We start from the raw sequence: 22,554 nt of genomic DNA, 5'->3' as shown, positions 1-22,554 counted from the left end.
GCCATGCGCGATCTTTTCGTCGCCCTTTCTCTGGCCATGGTCACGTCCACCGCCGTCGCCACCGTTCCCCTTGCGCCCGTGCCCGACCTCGATCTGGCCCGCTACGCCGGCACCTGGCACGAGATCGCCCGCCTGCCCATGTGGTTCCAGCGCAAATGCGAGCGCGACGTCACCGCCCACTACGAGCCGAATCCGGACGGCACGGTCGCCGTACACAACGCCTGCGTCACGGCCGAGGGGAAGACCATCGCCAGCGATGGCGTGGCTCGCCGCCCGGACAATTTCGCCCGAGGCAAGCTGCAGGTGCGCTTCGCCCCGGCCTGGCTGTCGTGGGTGCCGATGGTCTGGGCCGATTATTGGGTGCTCGCCCTGGATGACGACTACCGATGGGCCCTCGTGGGCCAGCCGGGGCGGAAGTATCTTTGGATCCTGTCGCGCGAACCCACGATGGATCGGGCGACCTTCGAGTCATTGAAGAAACAGGCCACAGCGATGGGCTACGACCTCACGCCACTCATCGTGTCCGGCAAGATCGACTAAGGCCGCTGCCTGCTAGGATGCCGGTCCCCGAATCAGTGGCCCTGCCGATGCCCCTCTCCACACCCTGTCCCTGTGGGTCCGGCGCCAGCCTCGCGGCCTGTTGCGGCCGCTGGCATGCCGGTGAAGCGGCACCGACGGCCGAAGCGCTGATGCGGTCGCGTTATAGCGCCTACGTGCTCGGCCTCGAGGACTACCTGCTGGCGACGTGGCACGAAAGCACACGACCTGTCGAACTCGGTCTGGCGACGCAATCGCCCAAACCGACGTGGCTGGGTCTCAGCGTGAAGCGCCACGAAAACCCGACGCCGGACACGGCGATCGTGGCGTTCGTGGCGCGGCTACGTATGGGCGGTGGCAGTGCGGAGCGCATGCGCGAGACCAGCCGTTTCGTGCGCGAAGGCGGGCGCTGGTTCTACGTCGACGGCACCCTCGACTGATCTTTCTTAAGCCGATCATTCCGCGACGGATGCAAAGACCGGTGCGCGGCAAGATGTTCCTCATTGAGCTCCGCGCCTGACGTAGTCCAGTGCGACGGGGAAGCTGCTGAAACATGCGCGGTGAACTGCCAAAGGCCCCATCGTCCGCCTCGACGACGACGGATACGTCGCGGAAAATGCCGAACAGGAAGTAAGCCACCATGGCTCGAGGGATCGACCGCGACCTCACCAGCGTATTCATCAACTGCCCATTCACCGCGGACTTCCGGCCGCTGCATGAGGCGATGATCTTCACCGTGCTGGCCTGCTACTTTCGCCCGCGGTCCGCGCTTGAAGCCAACCACAGTGGCGATGCGTCTGGACAAGTACGTGGCTGCACGAGAGCCGTTCTACGGTACGGTTGGCTGACGCTTCTTCCGGCGTTTCGCGTACCACCGCCCGAAGGACGGCATGAGGCAGGCGATGACGAACGCCGCGATAGCACTGAACATTCCTTGATCCTGTGCGCCGATCCCAGGTCGGCTATCGCGGCAATCTAGGTGTCACGTCCATTATTGTCAATCGCCGTCCCTGGCGATCGGTGCGCGCGTTCAGATAATCGAGCGGGTCACGCCGCCGTCGACGCGGATCGCCGCGCCTGTCGTGCCTGACGCCTGCTCCGAGGCCAGGTACACCGACACGTTGGCCACTTCCTCAACGCTCAGAAGGCGCTTGATCAGCGACGTGGGGCGGTGGGTCTGGATGAAGTCACGCTCGACCTCTTCCAGCGACTTGCCCTGGTCCTTGGCAATCTTGCCGAAGAATTCGCTGACGCCCTCGGACAGGGTCGGACCGGGAAGGATCGCGTTAACCGTCACGCCGGTGCCCGACATCACCTCGGCCAGGCCGCGCGAGACACCCAGTTGCGCCGTCTTGGTCACGCCGTAGTGGACCATTTCGGCCGGCACCTGCACGGCGGACTCGCTGGAGATGAACTGCACGCGGCCCCAGCCGCGCTCGGCCATGCCCTTGGCGTAGTGACGCGAGAGGCGCACGCCCGAGTTCACGTTCACTTCGAAAAAGCGCGTCCACTCCGCGTCGTCGATGTCGAAGAAGCCCTTGGGTTCGAAGATGCCGAGGTTGTTGACCAGGATATCGGTCTCCGGCACGGCTTTGATCAGCGTGGCGGCGCCCTCGGCCGTGCCCAGATCGGCAGCGACACCCTTGAGCTTCGCGTTGGGTACGTCCTTGCGGATGGTGGCGAGGGCTTCGTCCACGCGGGCCTGGGTACGACCGGTGACGACCACTTCGGCGCCGGCGGCCGCGAGACCCGTGGCAATGGCCAGACCGATACCGGCGGTGGAACCGCTGACGATGGCGCTGCGCTTGCTGAGATCGATGTTCATGGGAAAGCTCCGAAAGAGGGGGAATGGATGTCTGACCCACTCATCGTCGGGGCTGGCAGGGTGTGGATCAATCGCCCTTCAGGCAAAAGACTCTCGCTTCTACGCCAACAACCGCGTCGGTCAGGCGCGGGCGACGTCGTAGCGGGTCTCGCCCTGCGGTACGCCGTGGGGGCCGAACCGGCGCTCCGCGATCACCGCGCTATCGTCGTGATCGACCAGGATGACCGTGCTGGCGCGGGTGCCATAGGTCTCACCGACGATGAAGGCGCTGGAAAGGAATCGCTCGCGTTCGATGCCGACGCCTGTATCGGGGAGGACATCGTCCGGCCACGCACCCTGGTCGGCAACCAGTTGGAATAGCGCATCGACATCGGTCTCCGTGTCGTTGGCCACCCAGGTCGTGAGGTGCTCGACCAGGGCCTGCGTCTTCGGCCAGGGGGCGTTGAAGTCCGCATTACTCAGGCCGTGCACGCCCGGCTCGACCCGCTGCGCCCGGGCGTTCGGATGATTGCCCAGGTAATAGGCATCGTCGTGGTCGAAGGTCAGCAGGTTGAAGGGGCGGTAGCCTTTGGCGCTGGACATCAGTTCGATCGCGTGGGCGCGGGCTGGCACGTTGGAGCCGAGGTAGTCCGCCACCAACAGCCCACGCGACAGCCCGCTGTGGTCCGCCGTCATGTCGCGCACGTTGGTGATGACGCTGACGCGGCCATGCGGCGCCACGCCTGCCCAGGTGCCACCGGCTTCGAGATCGCGCCCGGCGATCACATCGGGTGCTTCAACCCACGGGGCGAGCGGCTCCGTCGGACGCGCGTGGAACTCGTCGCGATTGCCGACAAGCACCAGCCGCCAGCGCGGATGGACATGCCAGGCGAAGGCGATCAGGCACATGGGTGGGGAGTGGCCCGGAGGAGCATGGACCTATTGTGCCCTACCCGCTGCCGCAAGGTTTTGCAGAAACGGCTCGGCCTCCGGGCGGTCGATCAGACCGCCACCTTCAACGCCAGCTTCGCATTCGCCAGCATCAGCGCGATCGACCCGGCCGCTTCACGTCCGTCATAGACGGCGCGCACCACGAGGTCGGCGCCACGCACATTATCGCCACCGGCAAAGATGCGCGGATTGCTGGTCTGCAAGGGCAAGCGACCCTCGCCACCGGCGACGATGCGACCACTGCGATCGCGCTCCACACCGAAGGTATCGCACCAGTCAGGCGGGCTCGGCTGGAAGCCGAAGGCCTGGATCACCACGTCGGCACGCAGGTCGGTTTCGCTGCCTTCGACGTTGCGTGGACGCGGGCGTCCATCGCCATCGTCGACAAGCTGTGTCTCGACCACGCGAACCGCGGTGACCTTGCCGCCTTCGCCGACCAGCGCGATGGGCTGCTGCTGGAACAGGAAGCGCACGCCTTCCTCACGGCTGTAACCCACTTCGCGCCGCGAGCCGGGCATGCTGGATTCGTCGCGACGATAAACGCAGGTGACCGAAGCGGCGCCGAGGCGGATCGCCGTGCGATTGCAGTCCATGCCGGTGTCGCCGCCGCCGAGTACGACGACATGTTTCCCGGCAAGGTCATAGCCCGGTGCCGGTTCTTCGTCGCGCAGCAGGCGTTCGACATTGGCAATGAGGAAGGGCAGCGCATCGTGCACGCCGCCGAGGTCGCGCCCCTCGAGCTGGCCATCGACATAGGTGTAGGCACCCGTGCCGACGAACACGGCATCGTAGTCGGCGAGCAATTCGTCAAAGGCGATGTCCCGGCCGATCTCTACGCCGAGATGGAAACGCACGCCCATGCCCTCGAGCACCATGCGCCGCGTGCGCACGACGGATTTGTCCAGCTTGAAGGGCGGGATACCGAAGGTGAGCAGGCCACCAATTTCGTGCTGGCTGTCGTAGACATCCGCAGCGATACCCGCACGGCGCAAACGGTCGGCACAGGACAGGCCCGCCGGACCGGCACCCACGATGGCGACGCGCTGACCGGTTTCGCGGACGCGCGAAAGATCAGGACGCCAGCCCTGGCGAATCGCTTCGTCAGTGACCCATTTTTCAACGCTGCCGATCGTTACAGCACCGAAATCACCCTGCTCCAGCGTGCACGCGCCTTCGCACAGACGATCCTGCGGGCATACGCGGCCGCAGATCTCGGGCAGCGGGTTGGTTTCGTGCATGAGCGTCGCGGCTTCGAACAGGCGGCCGTCCTGGACCAGCTTCAACCAGTTCGGAATGTAGTTGTGCACCGGACAGGCGTGCTCGCAATACGGGTTGCCGCAATCGATGCAGCGCTCCGATTGCGAGGCGGCCTCCGACGGCGCGAACTCACCGGAGATTTCGCCGTAGCCGAGTACGCGTACCGCCACGGGCACGGTGCGCGGTGTCTGCCGGGGTACCTCGAGGAAACGGAAGTCCTTCGCGCTCATGCGGCACTCCGGAGTTCTTCGGCCAGGGCATCGAGGCTGGCGGCTTTCGGTTTCACCAGCCAGAAGCGCTGCAGCAGGCCGCGGAAATCGCCAAGGACCTTGCGCCCCCACGCGGAGTCGGTGAGTTCGGCGTGGCGGGCGATGAGCTGGCGCAGGTGCTGCATGTAATGTTCCATGCCTTCGTGCGAAATGCGCACGATGTCGACGAGTTCGTGGTTGTAGCAGTCGACGAAGTTGCGCTCGGTGTCGAGCACATAAGCGAAGCCACCCGTCATGCCGGCGCCGAAGTTGAGACCGGTGCGACCCAGCACCGCGACGACGCCGCCGGTCATGTACTCGCAGCAATGATCGCCTGCGCCTTCGACGACAGCCAGCGCACCGGAGTTGCGCACGGCGAAACGTTCACCGGCCTGCCCGGCGGCAAACAGCTCGCCGCCGGTAGCGCCATAGAGGCAGGTATTGCCGATGATCGACGCTTCCTGGCTGGCGAACGGTGAGTCCGCCGGTGGCCGGATGATGAGACGACCACCGGCCATCCCCTTGCCCACACCATCGTTGGCTTCGCCCGTCAGGTCGATATGCACGCCGGATGCGTTCCATGCACCGAGGCTCTGGCCGGCCGAACCGGTCAGGTGCAGGTGAACCGGCTTCTCGACCATGCCGACATCGCCCCAGCGACGCGCAACGTCCCCGGAAAGGCGTGCGCCGATGGCGCGGTCCGTGTTCGCGATGTCGTAGCGAAATGTGCCGCCGAGCGCGTCGGCGACCACGGCACGCGTATCGGCCGAGATGCGGCTGGCCAGCGTGGCGGGATCGCGCATGGGATTACGTGCGAACGTGCAGGCGAAGTCGACCTTCTCGCCCATGCCGTCCTCGGCGATGAGAGGCGAGAGGTCGAGGCGGTCCTGTACGGCCGTCACGCCATCGCGCTGCTCGAGGCGGCCACTCTGGCCGACGAGTTCTTCAAGCGTGCGCACGCCCAGGCGCGCGAGATGGCGACGCACGTCTTCCGCGACGAAGCGGAAGTAGTTCATCACCATGTCCGGCAAGCCGAGGAAGTGCTTCTGACGCAGCACGGGGTGCTGCGTCGCGACGCCGGTGGCGCAGTTGTTGAGATGGCAGATACGCAGGTACTTGCAGCCCAGCGCCACCATCGGGCCCGTGCCGAAGCCGAAGCTCTCCGCACCGAGCATGGCCGCCTTGATCACGTCCAGGCCGGTCTTGAGCCCGCCATCGGTTTGCAGGCGAACACGTCCACGCAGGTCGTTGAGGCGCAGCGTCTGTTGTGTTTCGGCGAGACCGAGTTCCCACGGCGTGCCGGCATATTTGATGGAGGTGAGCGGGCTTGCACCCGTGCCACCGTCGTGGCCCGACACCGTGATCAGGTCCGCGCCGGCCTTCACGACACCGGCGGCGACGGTACCCACACCCGCGTGCGAGACGAGTTTCACCGAGATGAGTGCTTTCGGGTTCACTTCCTTGAGGTCGTGAATGAGCTGGGCAAGATCTTCGATGGAATAGATGTCGTGATGTGGCGGCGGTGAAATCAGGCCGATACCCGGCTTGGCGTAACGCAGGCGGGCGATGGTCGCGTCCACCTTGTGGCCGGGCAGCTGACCGCCCTCGCCCGGCTTGGCGCCCTGGGCGATCTTGATCTGCAGCACTTCGGCATTGACCAGGTAGGTCGGCGTCACCCCGAAGCGACCCGAGGCAACCTGCTTGATCTTCGACGCGCGGTCGGTGCCGTAACGGGCGGGATCTTCACCACCCTCGCCGGAATTGCTGCGCGCACCGAGACGATTCATCGCGATGGCGAGCGCTTCATGCGCCTCCGGCGACAAGGCGCCCAGCGACATACCGGCCGAGTCGAAGCGCTTGAGGATACTTTCCACCGGCTCGACCTCGTCGAGCGGGACAGGTGTACCTTCACGTGGCACGAGCAAGTCGCGCAACGCCGAGGGCGGACGCGCATCCACGTAGTGCGCGTACTTCGCATAGTCGTCCCAGTCACCCGTGCGCACCGCCACTTGCAGGCTGGCGATCACGTCCGGGTTGTACATGTGGAACTCGCCGCCATGCACGTATTTGAACAGCCCGCCTGCGCGAAGCGCGTGCGCTTCATCCCAGGCTTCGGCGGCAAGAAGGCGCTGCTCTTTCTCGAGATCGTCGAAGGTCGAACCGCCGATGCGCGACGGCGTGCCGGGGAAGCAGATATCCACGACGTCGCGCGACAGGCCGACGATCTCGAAAAGCTGCGCACCGCGGTAGCCCGCGACGGTGGAGATACCCATCTTCGAGAGGATCTTCAGCAGGCCCTTGCGGATGCCGCGACGGTAGTTGCGACCGATCTCCCGCGGCGCGCCTTCGCCGTTGCGGATGTGTCCGCTGCGGCCCATGTCGAACAGGCTCTGATAGGCCAGCCAGGGATAGATCGCCGTGGCGCCGAAGCCGAGCAGGCAGGCGAAGTGGTGAGGGTCGCGCGGCGTCGCCGTCTCGACCATGATGTTGCATTGACATCGCAGGCCACGATCGACCAGACGCGCATGCACGGCACCCGTCGCCAGCAGCGAGTGGATCGGCAGCAGGTCGCGACGGGGATAGCGGTCGCTCAGGAAGACGATCTTCACGCCGCCGCGCACGGCCGTTTCGACGGCGTCGCAGATACGCAGAAGCGCCTGTTCCAGCGTCTCGTCGGCGCCGTACATCAGGTCGAAACGCGGCGTGTCCGCATACTCCGCGTTCGCGAGGATCTGGCGCAGCTTGCGCTGCGAAAGGATCGGTGAATTGAGCAGGATCTGCTTCGCGTTCTCGGGACCGAGATCGAAAATGTTCCGCTCCTGCCCGATCTGGGTCACGAGCGACATGACCAGGCGCTCGCGCAGGGGGTCGATCGGCGGGTTGGTCACCTGCGCGAAGCCCTGGCGGAAACGATCGAACAACGGACGGATCTGTCGCGACAGCACGGCCATCGGCGTGTCGTCGCCCATGGAGCCGGTGGCTTCCGCTTCGGTCTCGGCGAGCACCTTCAGCACCGACTCGCATTCTTCGCGCGAGAGGCCGAAGAGCTTCTGGTAGCGACGCAGCTCCTCGGCAGGCAGCGGCTCGGCGGCGAGACTGGGATCGATGAGATCGGATTCCAGATAGGTGACACCATCGCGCAGCCAGTCGCGGAACGGCGCGCGCTGGCGATTGATCGCATCGATGTCGGCATCACGCAGGAGTCGGTGCTCGCGAAAATCCACGGCGATCATCTCGCCCGGCGCAAGGCGTCCCTTGGCAACGATGCGAGCCGACGGGACATCCCACAGGCCCGCTTCTGAAGCGACGATGAGATGGTTGTCGTCGGAGAGTGCCCAACGCGCCGGACGCAAGCCGTTGCGGTCGAGCGTGCAGGCGGCATAGCGGCCGTCGCACATGACCAGGCCCGCCGGGCCATCCCATGGCTCGCTGTGCAGCGCGTAGTACTCATAGAACGCGGCGAGGTCTTCGTCGATGTCTTCGCGCGCCGAATACGCCGGCGGCACGAGCACGCGCATCGCCGTGAGCAGGTCCATGCCGCCCATGAGCAGCACTTCGAGTGCGTTATCGAGGCTCTCAGAGTCCGAGCCGCTCTGCCGCACCAGCGGACCGATGTCCGAGAGGTCGACCAGCTCAGAACGCATGACGGACGTGCGGGCCTGCATCCAGCGACGATTCGCGCGGATGGTGTTGATTTCGCCGTTATGCGCGAGCAGGCGGAACGGCTGCGCAAGGCGCCACTGCGGCGAGGTATTGGTCGAGAAGCGCTGGTGGAAGACCACGGCGTCGGCAACGAGCGCCGGGTGCTTCAGGTCGGGGTAGACATCCCGCAGGTGCCCGGGAGCGGCCATGGCCTTGTAACCGACGACCTCGCCCGAAAGCGACACCACGTAGAACTGCGTGTCGCCGGCAAGCGCGAGCTCCGCACGACGACGCGCGTGGAATAGCTTAGCTTCGAACTGCGCCGTCGTGAGGTCGCCCGGTGCATCGACGAAAATCTGCCGTACGCGCGGCATGGACGAGGCCGCTAGCGGTCCGCAGGCCGCCGTATCGACGGCGACATCGCGCCAGCCGGCCACGTGAAGATTCACGGAGGCGAGTTCGGCCTCGAGTATGCCGGCAGCACTGCCGTCGCCTTCGGGATCGAGAAAGACAACGCCGGCAGCGAAGTGCGTAGCCAGCGTGATGCCGGATTCCCGCGCGAGCGCGCGCAGCCATTCCACCGGCCGGCGAATCAGTACGCCGCACCCGTCGCCGCTGATGCCGTCCGCGTTCACACCGCCGCGATGCGAAAGTTTGGCGAGTGCCGAAAAGGCGGTATCGACCAGTGCCGAACTGGCATGGCCGTCTATCTGCGCAACGATGCCGAAGCCGCAGCTGTCGTGTTCGAACGCCTCGTCGTAGAGGCGCGGAGTGCCTTGCTTCACCATCCGCCTCCTGGGGCATAAGGTTGTGCTGGGAAATCTGGCGAGCACGTGGCCCCGCGACCTGGAACGGTCGACCATCACGTGCACGCGAAGGGGCTTGCGGCCCACTTTAGTCATATTTGTCGCGCTGCGTCAAAGCGTTCAGACGTCCAAACGGAAAGCGAACGGAATTCTTACGTCGCGTGTGCCGAGACCACTTCGTGGAAACGGGCTACGGGGCGGGTTGAGGGCCATACCAGCCATCGCCGATGAATCGGCTCCTGCCAAGCCACGGCGAGGCCAGCAACCCGACGAATGGGCCGGACCGGGCCCTGCCCCGTACGAGCCGATTCATCGGCGAACCGCCGGCAGGCGGCCCCACCACCGTATAGGTAATAATCGCCGGATGCGCCCACTCCCTCGCCTCCCCCTCCTCCTGACCCTCATCCTGCTCGCCACGGCTCCCTTACCGCCCGCCTTCGCTGCACAGGACGCCAAGACCCGGTCCGAGCAGGACGACGCCCGGCAGAAGCTCGACGGGGTGCGCAAGGAGATCGAGGGCCTGACCAAGGACCAGCGGGACACCGCCAACGCCCGGGACAGCGCGAATGCCGCCCTGGCCAGGCAGGCCGAGCAGGTCTCGGCCGCAGCCAAGGCCGTTCGTGAAACGGATACGGAGCTGGAAGCGCGCAAGCGCGACCTCGCCCAACTGAACGACCAACGGGCCGGGATGCAGGCCGGCCTCGACCAGCAGAAGGGCGCCCTGAGCGACCTGCTCCGGGCCACGTACACCCTCGGCCGCGGATCCGACCTCCAACTCCTTCTCGGCGACGAAGACGTCAACCGCATTTCCCGCGCCCTCGCCTACTCCCGCTACTTCCAGGAGAACCGGGTCGAGCGCATCCGTGGCCTGCTCGCGGATCTTTCCCGCCTGCAGGAGGTCGAAACCGCCATCACCGCCGAGCAGGACAAGCTCGAGGCGACCCGGGCCGAACGCGAAAAGCGCACCGGCGAACTGGAAAGGCAACGCAGCGAGCAACAGAAACTGGTGGTCGAGGCGGATTCCAAATACAAGGACCAGGCCCAGCGCATCGCCGCGCTCAAGCAGAACGAGCAGGACATGAATGCCCTGGTCGCCCGGCTGCAGAAGGTGATCGACGAAGCGGCCAAGGCCGCCGAGCCCGCTCCCACGCCGAAGGGCGCGCCTGCCGCCGCACCCATGGGCAACCTTCGCGGCAACCTGCCCTGGCCGACCAACGGTCCGGTGCACGCCTACGGCAGCGGTGTGATCATCGTCGCGGCGCGCGGCAGCGAAGTGAAGGCCGTAGCGCGTGGCCGCGTCGTCTTCGCGAACTTCCTGCGCGGCTACGGCATGATGATCATCGTGAACCACGGCAACGGCTTCATGAGTATGTACGGCAACAACGAAACGCTGCTGCACGGCGTGGGCGACATGGTCGAGGCTGGCGAAACCGTCGGTACGGCCGCGGCGCCCGCCGGTGACAACGGCGCCTATTTCGAGCTGCGCCAGGGTGGCAAGCCCATCGATGCGCGCGGCTGGCTCGGTAAACGGCATTGACCCCGGAGACAGGCATGCGCCAGCACCCCCTTCGTTTCGCCCTCGCGCTTGCCCTCGGCACCGTGGTGGCGATACCCGCCGCCCAGGCCCAGCAAAAGCCACTCAAACAACCCGATGCTCCTGCAGCGTCCTCGACATCCGCAGCGGCGGTGGCCGCCCAAGCGGACGACACCGTCGACCTGGACGACATCCGCAACTTCACGCGGGTCTACCAGATCGTGCGCCAGGCGTACGTCGAGAAGCTCGACAACAAGACCATCATGAAGGCCGCGATCAGCGGCATGTTGCAGAATCTGGACCCGCACAGCGAGTACCTGGACAAGGAAGGCCTCGACGAACTCGACGAGGACACCACCGGTCAGTACGGCGGCCTCGGCATCGAGGTGCTCCAGGTGGACGGCAACCTGAAGATCGTCTCGCCGATCGACGACACGCCCGCCTCTCGCGCCGGCATCAAGCCCGGCGACACGATCCTCAAGGTCGATGGCATGGTCGTCGACAGCCAGAACATCGACGAAGCGTTCAAGAAGCTTCGCGGCGACCCCGGCAGCAAGATCACCCTCACCATCCTGCATGAGAAGTCGGACAAGCCGATCGACATGCCGCTGGTGCGCGAGCGCATCGCCGTCACCAGCGTGAAGGTGCGCCAGCTCGATCCGGGCTACGTCTATATTCGCCTGAGCCAGTTCCAGGAAGACACGGCGACGGACATGGACAAGAAGCTCGCCGACTTCATCAAGAAGAACGGCGCACCCCGAGGCGCCGTTCTCGACCTCCGCTCGAATCCGGGCGGCCTGCTCACCACCGCCGTCGCGGTGGCGGACGCGTTCCTCGACTCCGGCGTCATCGTGACGACGAAGGGTCGCCTGCAGGACGCGAACCTCAACTTCGACGCGCACCCTGGCGACCTGCTCAAGGGCGCACCGATGGTGATCCTCACCGACAACGGCACGGCTTCCGCAGCGGAGATCGTTTCCGGCGCACTGAAAGACAACCATCGTGCACTGATCATGGGCCGTCGCACCTTCGGCAAAGGCGTGGTGCAGACCGTGCTGCCGCTGGATCAGGATCATGCCGTCAAGATCACTACAGCGCGTTACTACACGCCCAACGGTACATCCATCCAGGCCGAAGGAATCAAGCCGGATATTCCGCTTGCCGATCTTGCGGTGAACAAGAGCGACACGGCGCCGCAGCTGATTGGTTCGGAGGCGGACCTGCCGAATCATCTCGTTAACGAGAAGGCTGCCAAGGACGACAAGAACGCATCCGACGACGACGGCAAGCTGGCCATCGAGGATTACGCGTTGTCGCAGGCGTTGAATGTGTTGAAAGGAATGGCGCTGAATCGGCAGGCGGGCAGCAAGTAGCGGTGTGCGCTCGCCTTTCCCAGTTGCGCCTACATCCAAGGGGATATGGCTTTGGATGACCAATGCACGACAAGCTGGAGGCGGGCTACTTTCCCGGCTAGCCCCTTGAGACGGAAGTCATGCATTCGCTAAAGGAGTAACACACCATGGGTGCGAGTAAACAAGATATTCAGACCCTGATTGTCGAACTTGCGATCAGCAAGCATCTCGATCTCGATGTCGAAGACAACGATAAAGTTAGCGAGACCATCACAGCCGATACGAACCTGATGGACTATCAAAGCGACAGCAGGGCACTCAAGATTATTGCCGCCGAGCTCACTGAGCGTTACAACGCGTCACTACCCAAGGACATGAGGACGAAGGGGACGATCGCGGAGCTTGCCGCTTATATCTACGAGAACAAGGAACAAGGCTAGCCCGGCTCGCGCGGCGACCGCATGACCGACCACACCAGGGTCGGTCATGCGAAGCAAACCCCACACAAAGCGAAAGGATTCGCCATGCCTGCGTCCACTCCCCTCACCAACCTCCCGGCGCCCCATCCATTCGCCGCCGACTACCCAAGCCTTTTCGGCGATCAGGGTATCGATCTCTGCCCGGATGAAGCGCTGGAAAGCCGCCTCGGCCCTTTCGCCTACGCGGATGCACTCCTGGTGATGGTGCGCAGACTTGAAGCGAAGGTCGGCAGCCCGCTTTCGAGCCCTCTGGCAAGCCGACGTGCTGATATACCCGACCTGCTCCTGGACGAGCCGGCACTGAACCGGCGTGTGCCCCGCCTCAACCTGGCCATCGAATGCCTCGAAGCCATGGTGACGTCCACCGATAGCGACCATCGAAAGGCAGCAGCCGTGCTGGCGGCCGCGACATCGCCGGTACACCTGCCCTTCGACCGCGCCTGGGCGCTGGTGATCCAGGTGCTACGAAGCAAACGCCAGCACCCTTGGCAATTGCTGCGCCAGACCGACGAGGACTATCCCAATTTTTCCCATCGGACGGTCGTCAACGCCTCCATGCGTAACGCGCTTACCCTCTGCACAGGGCTCGCGCCGGCGCAACTCAGGGCGCTACAGCTAGCTCAGCCGCTGACCGACCGTGCATTGTGGACGGGCCTGGGGTGGCCGGCGAACAGCACAGTGGCAGACCTTGCTGATACGGCAACGTTTCTGAAACTGACTGGTCTGAACCGCAAACGCCTTCGGCAGTTGCTTGCCGTCAACGGCGTCGCCAAGGCTCCGGACGCCGGTAGCTACACCTCGGTAACAGTCAGCACGGAGGGTAAACCCGACGGACAAGCCGATAGCAGCGCTTTCGGCGCGCGCTTCGTCAACGACGGCAGGACGCCGGCGCTAGGCCTCAGTGCAGACGAGAAGGCAGGAGGGGGCACACGCATCAAGAACCTCAGCACCGGGCATATCCATCGCATCGAAGCGATGCTCCGCCTGCATAACGGAACCGGTTTGCCCTTTGCGGCGCTCGATCGTCTTCTCCAGGCCATCTTCGGCGCCCAGCGCGTCGACGAGAATTTCCAGATCGACGTCCATGCCTTGCGCGCCCTGGGCCTCTACTGCCATCTCCGCGACAGCCGCCGGGTGGACCTGGACGCCTACGGAGCCGTCCTGCATGAAATATCCCCCTACGCCACCGGACGCGATACGTCTTACTACGACAAACTGTTTCGTCCCGGCGCTGGCTGCAGCGACCTTGCCGGTTCGGCTACACGACTCACCATGGACGGCGAGCCGTTCGTCAATGCCAGCAGCGATCCGACGATGCAGCGCCTTTGCGCCGGCTTGGCTATCGGTGTCGACACGCTCTCAGACATGCTCAGATGGGCGACCAAGGCGAGGAAGATCCTGGCCCCCGTCCGTAACCTGTCACTCATCTCCGCCTGCCACCGCATGGTCGTCGTGCCACGCTGGCTTGGCCTGAACGAAAAGGAAGGTCTGGCGCTGCTGCGTCTGTTCAAGCAGACGCACCCCGGCTTGTTTGCCCAGCTCGCCGGGGAGCCGAGGCTCTCCCGCGGGAACACCGACGAGACGCTCGATATCGTCGATGCGATCGTCACCCTGATCAACCTGTCCGACTGGCTTCGTCAGCTTCGTCAGCTTGGCGGGCGTGGTGGGAACCACCTCGACGCCACATCGCTCACCACGGCACTGAGCCATGAAACGATTCAGGCGACCGACCTGATTCGTCGCATTCCCGAGATGTCCCTCCTGGCGCATACCGCAACGAATAGCCGCCTGCAAGACGCCTTCCTCGAGATGCCCTTTGCAGAAGATGCCAAACGCCCCCCGACCGAAGTGCTGTCATCACTGATCGATAGCGGTGGCATGTTCAAGGACACCGTGTTCGACATGGACGGCGACACGCTGGACATGATGATTGACTCGGCGCTCGAGCCGTCGACGGATACCACCGATGTTGACCGGGTAACGATAAGAGAGAAGTTCGAGCGAACCAAGGTGCGCGTCGCGCAATGCCTCGCCCCGTTGCTCGAGGGCCAACGTGGCCTGCTAGGAGACGTCCTCAAGTCCTTGCTTCCCGACATCGCCGACCCGCTTCTGCGCGCCGCGCTGGCCCGGTGGGCTGGCGCCACGCCCACCGCGGTGGTGGGACTGCTACGGAACAGACACTCGCCCGAAGAAGGCGCCCTCGCGTGGGTGGGGACGCTAGCCCGGCAGGCGAAGCTAGCCTGCCTTCTGAACGTCGACGCGCCGACGATCGATGCGATCCGTTCACATCGCGAGCGCTTCGACCTGCGCCCGTCCGATACCCAGAACCCTGGCTTGATTCTCGCTTATCGCCTCGCAGAATGGGACGCCACGATAAGCAACGTCGTCGCTCGCTCCGGCCTCGATCCAGAGCCAGCCCGCGACGAACTGCTCGCTTACCTGGCAACCGCCCGCGACACGACCAACGGCGATCCCACCGCGCGCCTGGCCACGCTCTTGCGCGTCGACATATCCTCCGTGGCGGCGGTCGCGGCTAACCTCGGCGACAAAACCGCAGGAAGCCTGACCACCAGCAGCCAAATCGGGTGGCTACTTCGCCTGCAGGCACTCGCCGAACGAACGACGATATCCGTCGGTGCGTTGCTCGCGCTCGCTCGTCTTGAACCGCAAAGTTCCACCGACGACGTGGAGGCTGCCGGTCAGCTGTTGCTCGCCACCTGCGAGGCCGCCGAGCGCGACGCCATCGTGGGAGCGCATAACAAAGCGTGGTGCGATGCCATGGTCGCCTGGACCCTACCGCGAGCGACCGACATAGACGGCCGGAAGTTCGCCAACACGAATGAACTTTCCACGTGGCTTCTGACCGATCTGGAGGTTGGCCCCGAACCCGAAACGACGCGACTGGCCGCCGCCATCGACAGCCTCCAGCTGTATATCCACCGTTTGCTCAGCGGTCTCGAGAAACACGTGAATCCTGACGCGGATATCAAACAAGAGAACCAGAAATGGAGTAGCTATCACTCCCGCTATGTCGACTGGCGGCGAGATAGAGACCGCCGGGCCTACCCGGAGAACTACATCCACCCGGCAAACCGCGAGCGCAAGACCAGCGCCTTCTTCGATCTGGAGACCCAACTGGCCCAGGGCCAGGCACGCCCCACCGACATCGACACCACGTTGCTGGCCTACCTCGCCGATTTCGAACAGGTCAGCAACACCCAGATTATCTCCGCCTATCACGACGGCACCGACCCATCCAAAGACGAACTTCACCTGATCGGCCGCAGGAATATCGAGCCTTACGACTATTTCTGGCAATCCGGTCGAATGGATGTCAAGGCGAACGACGAGCAGACCGGCATGCTCGCCTGGAGCGGCTGGAAGAAGATCGAACTGCCGATCAACGGCACGCTGACGCGCACCAAGATTGCCAAACGCTCCGTGAAGGAGCTCGAAGCAGCGTTGAAGACCAAGATCGAAGGTAGCGACCAGAAAGCCGCCCGTGCCGCGACAGCCGCACTGACCGTCGCCCGCTACGACGAGGACGATTCGCGGGACAGCATCGAGACCATTCGGCCGCTTATCATCGACGGTCGTAAATATATCGTCTGGGTGGAGCGAGACAGTACCGCACTCTCCTTCGACAACGAGACCACGGTCAGCCCGTACTACGCGTTACGCGTGTGCTACAGCTACCTGGACACCAACGGCAACTGGAGCGCGTCGAACACCCTGCTGACGCTGGATGGGCGGACTGAGGGTAAACGAACGAAGCCGGAAGGGTTGGCTTCCGAACCGGCGAAAGTAGTCAATCTGCCCGAAAGCAAGCTGTTCACCCGCAGCTTTCAGCCCGGCCTCATCGTCATGGAGAACCGCAAGGGCCAACGCGAGGCCGATCCCTATCTGGTGGCCATGCTGTTCGACAGCGCAAGTGGGGCGACACCGGAAGACACAAGCAAGTGGACAGCCGGAAAGGATTACTTCCTCGCCGTCCGTGACTTGCTCCTGATCGACGAGAAATTTCTGGACGGAGACAAAACCGGCAGCACGCTGGAGAAGCAACTCGTTCGCAACTGGTACAGCCTCTTCCGGGATCCGCGTGTGGTGCAGCATCCCTATATCGGCGCGAAGTACGAATTGAAGGCCCGGGACGGCGAACGTGCCACCGAGCCCGCAAAGGCCAGAATCGATGCGCTGAACGAAAAACTGCGAATGGGAAGCCAGCACAGTATCGGCCTAACCGCTGCACTCACGAGAGACGGAACACACATCGAGATCGCCGGTACTTTCGGCGGCGTATGGTCGCCGAAAGCGGGACCGCGAGGAGAGGTCAGAACCGTCGACGACATCGACCTTATCACCATCGATCACGTCATCGCTATCAACAAGTTCGTTGTATGGGAGGGAGGGACGAACCACGCCGCAGGCGAATCCGCAGTCGCCGAATGCGTTCTTCGGGCGTCCATCACGTCCGAATCGTGGGACAGCGAGAAAATCCAGTTCGAAAGCATCGACCTCAATATCCTAAAGAAGGAAGAGTTGAAGAGGTACCAGCGTAAGAACGAAGATATGTCGTCTCTCGTGATACGCATCATCGAGCACATGATGCCGACACTCGACGTGAAGGCAAAATCACTTCAGATAAAGACAACACTCTCCGATTTGATCGAGAAGAGAAAGTTACCAGCGCAGGTAAAAGCCTTCTGGGTAGAAGAATCCGAAACAACTTTCTTGACGTTCCAATCCCCGGGATTTACCGAGTTCGACATCCCCTGCGTGCTCAGCGGCGCCCTACTGGAGGAATGCCCCATCTCGATGAAGGCCGAACTCATCCGGGTCGGCAACACGCCATTTTCCGGCGAGACAGCGTCCGATGAAGCCGCCCTGGCGGATCTGAAAAAAAGATACCCGACCATTCCGTCGAAGGTGACAGAAACCCTGCACACGCTGGCAACGACGAACCGCGCCACCCTGCGCGCATGGCTACCGTCACTCACCGAGACCTGGCGCATCCCTGCGGGCAATTACTACAAGGCGCTGCGCAAGGAGAAGATTGAATTCGGCACCTCGAACGAACTCGCGCTCTCAGGCGCGTTACCGTTCCTGCAGGCCATGCATGCGACCCGCCGGCGAGAGCTGCATGACGCCTTCATCGATCTCCTGGTCGGTCAGTTGGGCGCCTCGCTTCCCGACACCACGCGCGCGGCATTGCCTGCCGAGATTCGCACCGCGCTTGTCCGCTTCGCCGCCAGCGAACAGCCCCGATATCGTGAACTCATGGCGGACCTGGAGAAACTCGTCGGTGGCAATAGCGCCGGTGTGGTTATCAAGACCGAGCTATGGGCTGCTCACACTCGCGGAACCAAGCGTATCGCGGCGAGCATTCCGGTGAATACCGACGAGACCGATTACACGTTTCGCCTGGTCCTCAGCGCTACGGACGATCCGACGACAAGTCCCCCCGGCGACGCTTACCAGGAGTGGATCCGTCTCACCGCGCCGCACACGCTCGCCAACCTCACCGAGGCGGACACCCTGACGGCGGACGACCGCGTACGCACCGCTCGTATCCGCCGCAACCGCGCGCAGGCGCAATACCTTGACCTCGACGAGTCCAACCTACCGCCGATTCGCCTGAACACCCTGTTCGGCAAGCAGCTCGTCGCCCGCGCGACGCGCTCGGTGGACGCCGCGCTGTCGATCGATGCGCAGACATTGCCCGAACCCGCGCTGCGTGCCGGCGGCAGTGGTGGATTCGTGGACTTCCGCGGTGCCAACGGCCTGTACTTCTGGGAACTGTTCTTTCACGTGCCCTGGCTGGTGGCCTGGAGCCTGCGCGAAAAAGGCCATTACGCGGAGGCATGGCACTGGTGCAGCCGCTATCTGTTCGATCCCTACCGAGGGAGCGCGAACGAAACGACGGCGCCGATCCCTTTCTGGAACTGCCTGCCGCTCATCTACCCCCTTGATGGGGCTCGCAACACGGGTGACGCACCGGAGTTGGCGGGTTACGCGAATGCCATTCACTTCCGTAAGGCCATCCACGCGTTCCTGGTCGACCTGTGGCGGAAGGAAGGCGACGAACAGTTCCGGCGGCTGACTCCCGACACCCTGCGTGACGCGAACCTTTGCTACCAGAAGGCGCTGCAGCTCATCGGCACGCTACAGGAACCCGCCGAAACGCGTCCCTGGACACCGATCAAGCTGGGCGTGGTTGCGCGTGACCTGTTCGTCCAGCCGGTCGATCAGGCATTGCTGCGTCGTCGCGCGCTGTTACTGGCCCGACTCGAGAATCTCCGCCATGGGCGCACCATCGACGGTGTGCTCATTCCCTATCTGGGTTACGGCGACGAAGATGCGGAAGACGGATGGAGTGGCGGTCGTCGCGGATCGGCGAGTGGCCTGCGCTTACTATCGCTCCACACCATGCCGGCTTACCGCTTTCGTGACGTGATAACCATGGCGCTGTCTGCGGTGGAACGCCTTACCGATCTGGGCAGATACCTGTTCCGAATCTATGAACATGAAGCCGATAACGCGCTGGAAGTGGAACAGCTGAAGAACCTGGTGGCGCTTGCCGATTTCGATATATCGCTGAAGCGACGGGCGGTCGAAACCGCCAGACGCGAACGCAACACCCTGCAGTTGAGCCAACAGGCCATAGAGACGCGGATTCAGTATCTGACGGGGCAGCTTGCGTTCACCCGCAGCGCGATCGAGATCGCCGGCACGACGACGGCGGCTGCTGGTGTCGCCCTGCAGCTCGCGCGCTTGCCGACCTTCGCTACAGAAGGCGTGCTGGCATCGTTACCGAATATCTTCGGCTTGTCCTTCGGTGGTAGCGAGCCCGAGGGAGCACCCCAGGCGATCGGCGATGCGCTAGACGCCGCCTCCGAAGCCAGCCGCCTGCTTGCCGAAGACCTCCGGGTCGAAGCAGCCTACGAACGCCGTAACCAGGAGTGGACGCACGAAAAGGCTCAGGCTGAACACGACCTCGCCATCCTCGCCTCGCAGATGGAGGAACAGACCTCTCGCGCAGATTCGGCGACGATCGAACTCAACGAAGCGATCATGCGACGCAATGCGTTGCGTAGCGAATTCGAGGTGCAAACCACGGGGTTCGCCACCGCATCCACCTACACCTGGATGCTGGGTCGCCTCGGCGAGCTGTTCGCCTCGACCTACCAGTCCGTCTTCGACCTCTGTCTGGATGCTCAGGCCAGCTATCGTCTTGAGACCGGCGACTTCGATAGCCGGCACATACGGCTCACCGCATGGGAAGGCGCACAGCGCGGCATGTTCGCCGGCGAGGCTCTGCAGAACGATCTTCACGTCATGCAGGGCGCCTTCCTACGGCGCCACGTGCGGCGCCTGGGCATTCACAAGACGATTTCGCTCAAGACCCTGTTGGGCGATGAGAAATGGAACGCCGCACTGGTCACAGGAAAGCTATCTTTCGATTTGACCGAAGCGTTATTCGACAAGGACTTTCCCGGTCACTACCTTCGCCAGATACGATACCTCGCGGTCGTGTTGGTGCCGGCGGAGGGTAGCCCCAAGGTGCCCACTCCGAAGCTGAACGCCGATACGGAGATCCGCGCCGTACTCACGCAAACGTCCAGCGCGCTTCTGTATCGAGCCGATCCCATGGGCGTGGAATCGCTTTACGACCCAACCAAAGGTAGTGCGGAAGCCGTCCTGCGCGACCTGCGTGGCGACCAGCAGATGGTGCTCTCGCACGCGTCGCCCCGACCGGGCGCCGACCCACTGGAAACCATCGCGCTGCGCAACGAATTCGCGGATGGACGCTACGGCTTGTTCGAAGGTGCCGGCGCCGTCTCGTCCTGGAAGCTCGATCTTCTTGACGACACGACCCTCCGCGGCCAGATCGCCGATATAGAAATTCATCTCGACTACTCCGCAGCCTGGGGTGGCATCGAGTTCAAGGAGAAAGTGGACGGCTTGCTCGCGTCACTACCTGGCAAGGACACAGGGGACGTGTCACCCCCCGCTCAGACCGGTAAAGAAGACCTTCCAACCGACGTTCCTGTCGACGCCACCGTCTACCCGACCCCGCGTGCGCTGGACGCTCGTGGCCTGAACGCCGTTGACCGACGCGACGTTCCCAACGGTGCGGCCCTTACGATCGCGCCCTGGCCCTCTATTCGTAACGGCCAGCGGATCTGGCTACAGTGTTTGGGAACACGAGCGGATGGCACCTCCGTGCCCCGCTCGCTGCGAGCATCCAGCAAACCCGTCACTCTTGACGAGGTGTTGCAAGGCATCGAGGCAACCATCCCACATGACTATCTGGAAGAGCTCGGTGACTACGCGCAGGTAAGGGTCGTATTCAAGGCGTCACTCGACGGAAGCGGTGCATCGAGCACAGCGACCACGTTTCCGGAACTCATGCTCGATATCCCGAAGTGCTCCACATTGCGCGTGAAGATGGATGAGGTATCCGAACTGGAATCCCCTCCCGATCCTTCGTTGCCATGCGACTACGCCTACGTCGCGATGTCCGCCGAGGAAGGGTCCACGTCGCTCTCGTTGAACGGGACTGCAGACTTTCTGAACGTCCAGGTCGTGGACACCAACGGAGAGAAGCAGATCATCCGTTGTCAGCTGCGTCGCCGGGTGTTTCAAAGCGATGGATTCGGTAAGGACACCTATTGGGACCAACCCTCGGAGGCGGAGGGCCGGGACCACCAGAATTCCACAAGACTGCGCGCCGTCGTCAGGGCCGAACACAACCCGGACCTGCCGTTCGGTACGTATCGGGGACGTACCACGGTCCATCTCATGAGCTGGGCCGTGCCGGGGATGCGAGCGAGGGTGCGGGAGTCCATTCGGCTCGAGGTGAACTGCACGTACGCGGCTCCGGCCACACCGCCGACTCCGACGCCGAAACCCGCACCCTCTTCGGCTCCAGCCCCAAAACCGGCTGTGGCACCGAAACCCACACCCTCTCCGGTTCCAACCCCAAAACCGGCTGTGGCACCGAAGCCCGCTCCCGTTGCCGACCCAAAGCCGCCACCGTCTGGCAGCACCGCAAACATCGCGAACCTTCCTCGCCCGGTGCTTGCCGAGGTCCTCGCGCGCAATGCGCTCGACTGGCGGGACACAACGAGCGGCGGCACGCTTACCGTAGCGGCGTGGCCCACTATCCAGGAAGGTCAGCGCATCTGGTTACGCTGCCAGGGAACGAAGCAGAATCGTTCCAAAAATGACCTGGACCTGTTTCCTTCGCCAAGAACCGTCACGAAGGATGAAGTCAGTGCGGGACTGAGCGTTACGATTCCTTACCTCTACCTCAACGGACTCGGCACCAATAGCGTCTTGCGAATCGTGCTCAAAGTTGCCCTGCATGGCGGCGACGAGGAAGCATCTGCCGTCGAATTCCCCATACTTTCCCTCGATATTCCGTCAACTGCGTTTCATTTCCTGGATGGAAAACAGTCCATTCTCCATACACCGCCAGCCACGAAGGAAATCGGCTTCCGCCCCGGTTACCTCGCGGTCTCCGACGATGAAGGCCCCGTATCGTTAGCAGGCTTTCCTACGGCCCCCACGCAGCTCAGGACGACGGTGGTCGACGACAAGGGACGCAAGTACTCCCTCAAGCTCAGGGGAACTTTGACCTGGGCAGGCGAAGCGGCCTTCGGGATAAACCATTCCGCTTATGCCCCAGGTGGCGTAGCTGACAACTCAGGCGAAAGTGCTCTATGCATTGAGTACCTTGCCTCGGACAACCCCGACCTTCCTGCGGGGAAGCTTTGGACGGGGCGATTAGTCCTGCAGAGAGTCTGGATTCAGACGGGTCCGGTGGTGGAGTCGCTACGGATCGACATCGGCATTAGCCGATGACCAGCCCAGGGCGCGGCCATCAGCCGCACCCTGAAGGAGTATTTGAGCGGGAGCAGCCCCTTGCGAGTTCTTGCCCT

Annotated in this window: 10 protein-coding genes; 6 read left to right on the top strand and 4 right to left on the bottom strand. The window is 63.6% G+C overall.

The window, feature by feature from the left end; genetic code table 11:
• Window positions 1-3 precede the first annotated feature (3 nt).
• Window positions 4-540, top strand: coding sequence for a lipocalin family protein (locus AC1DSN_RS01795; RefSeq protein ID WP_477293378.1), 537 nt, complete (start codon window positions 4-6; stop codon window positions 538-540).
• 47 nt (window positions 541-587) lie between these two features.
• Window positions 588-977, top strand: coding sequence for a YchJ family protein (locus tag AC1DSN_RS01790; RefSeq protein ID WP_063574118.1), 390 nt, complete (start codon window positions 588-590; stop codon window positions 975-977).
• 590 nt (window positions 978-1,567) lie between these two features.
• Here the strand turns inward: AC1DSN_RS01790 and AC1DSN_RS01785 are convergent.
• The 4 genes from AC1DSN_RS01785 to gltB all read right to left on the bottom strand — a co-directional run bounded on the left by AC1DSN_RS01785 (window position 1,568) and on the right by gltB (window position 9,227).
• Complete coding sequence (locus tag AC1DSN_RS01785; RefSeq protein ID WP_107915744.1) at window positions 1,568-2,362, bottom strand: SDR family NAD(P)-dependent oxidoreductase; 795 nt, start codon at window positions 2,360-2,362, stop codon at window positions 1,568-1,570.
• A 120-nt stretch (window positions 2,363-2,482) separates the two neighbouring features.
• On the bottom strand, window positions 2,483-3,250 hold the full coding sequence (locus AC1DSN_RS01780; RefSeq protein WP_213949328.1) for an NRDE family protein: 768 nt from the start codon (window positions 3,248-3,250) through the stop codon (window positions 2,483-2,485).
• Between the two features lie 92 nt (window positions 3,251-3,342).
• Window positions 3,343-4,779, bottom strand: coding sequence for a glutamate synthase subunit beta (locus AC1DSN_RS01775; RefSeq protein ID WP_477329367.1), 1,437 nt, complete (start codon window positions 4,777-4,779; stop codon window positions 3,343-3,345).
• Window positions 4,776-9,227 carry a glutamate synthase large subunit gene (gene gltB, locus AC1DSN_RS01770; protein WP_477329365.1) on the bottom strand — a complete coding sequence of 1,484 codons (4,452 nt, stop codon included), beginning with the start codon at window positions 9,225-9,227 and terminating at the stop codon, window positions 4,776-4,778. Before gltB ends, AC1DSN_RS01775 begins: the two co-directional genes overlap by 4 nt.
• 382 nt (window positions 9,228-9,609) lie before the next feature.
• On the opposite strand from gltB, the gene AC1DSN_RS01765 reads away from it, so the two are divergent.
• From AC1DSN_RS01765 to AC1DSN_RS01750, 4 genes are all read left to right on the top strand, one after another.
• Entirely contained in the window at window positions 9,610-10,782 is a 1,173-nt protein-coding gene (locus AC1DSN_RS01765; protein ID WP_477329363.1) for a murein hydrolase activator EnvC family protein, read from the top strand.
• A gap of 14 nt (window positions 10,783-10,796) precedes the next feature.
• A complete protein-coding gene (locus AC1DSN_RS01760; RefSeq protein WP_477297433.1) occupies window positions 10,797-12,152 on the top strand; it encodes a S41 family peptidase in 1,356 nt (451 codons plus the stop codon).
• A gap of 146 nt (window positions 12,153-12,298) precedes the next feature.
• On the top strand, window positions 12,299-12,571 hold the full coding sequence (locus AC1DSN_RS01755; RefSeq protein WP_477297432.1) for a phosphopantetheine-binding protein: 273 nt from the start codon (window positions 12,299-12,301) through the stop codon (window positions 12,569-12,571).
• An 84-nt stretch (window positions 12,572-12,655) separates the two neighbouring features.
• Window positions 12,656-22,477: a Tc toxin subunit A-related protein gene (locus AC1DSN_RS01750; RefSeq protein ID WP_477329361.1), complete on the top strand. Its 9,822-nt coding sequence runs from the start codon at window positions 12,656-12,658 to the stop codon at window positions 22,475-22,477.
• The last annotated feature ends 77 nt before the right edge of the window (window positions 22,478-22,554 follow it).

The organism is Luteibacter sp. P4_D7_3 (genome assembly GCF_056401735.1).
This window is presented reverse-complemented; position numbering and strand designations above follow the sequence as displayed.

Bases quoted from the DNA above. Each gene is read 5' to 3' on its own strand.
- AC1DSN_RS01750 (WP_477329361.1), top strand. From the start codon at position 12,656: ATGCCTGCGTCCACTCCCCTCACCAACCTCCCGGCGCCCCATCCATTC.
- AC1DSN_RS01795 (WP_477293378.1), top strand. From the start codon at position 4: ATGCGCGATCTTTTCGTCGCCCTTTCTCTGGCCATGGTCACGTCCACC.
- AC1DSN_RS01775 (WP_477329367.1), bottom strand. From the start codon at position 4,779: ATGAGCGCGAAGGACTTCCGTTTCCTCGAGGTACCCCGGCAGACACCG.
- AC1DSN_RS01785 (WP_107915744.1), bottom strand. From the start codon at position 2,362: ATGAACATCGATCTCAGCAAGCGCAGCGCCATCGTCAGCGGTTCCACC.
- AC1DSN_RS01790 (WP_063574118.1), top strand. From the start codon at position 588: ATGCCCCTCTCCACACCCTGTCCCTGTGGGTCCGGCGCCAGCCTCGCG.
- AC1DSN_RS01780 (WP_213949328.1), bottom strand. From the start codon at position 3,250: ATGTGCCTGATCGCCTTCGCCTGGCATGTCCATCCGCGCTGGCGGCTG.
- AC1DSN_RS01765 (WP_477329363.1), top strand. From the start codon at position 9,610: ATGCGCCCACTCCCTCGCCTCCCCCTCCTCCTGACCCTCATCCTGCTC.
- gltB (WP_477329365.1), bottom strand. From the start codon at position 9,227: ATGGTGAAGCAAGGCACTCCGCGCCTCTACGACGAGGCGTTCGAACAC.
- AC1DSN_RS01755 (WP_477297432.1), top strand. From the start codon at position 12,299: ATGGGTGCGAGTAAACAAGATATTCAGACCCTGATTGTCGAACTTGCG.
- AC1DSN_RS01760 (WP_477297433.1), top strand. From the start codon at position 10,797: ATGCGCCAGCACCCCCTTCGTTTCGCCCTCGCGCTTGCCCTCGGCACC.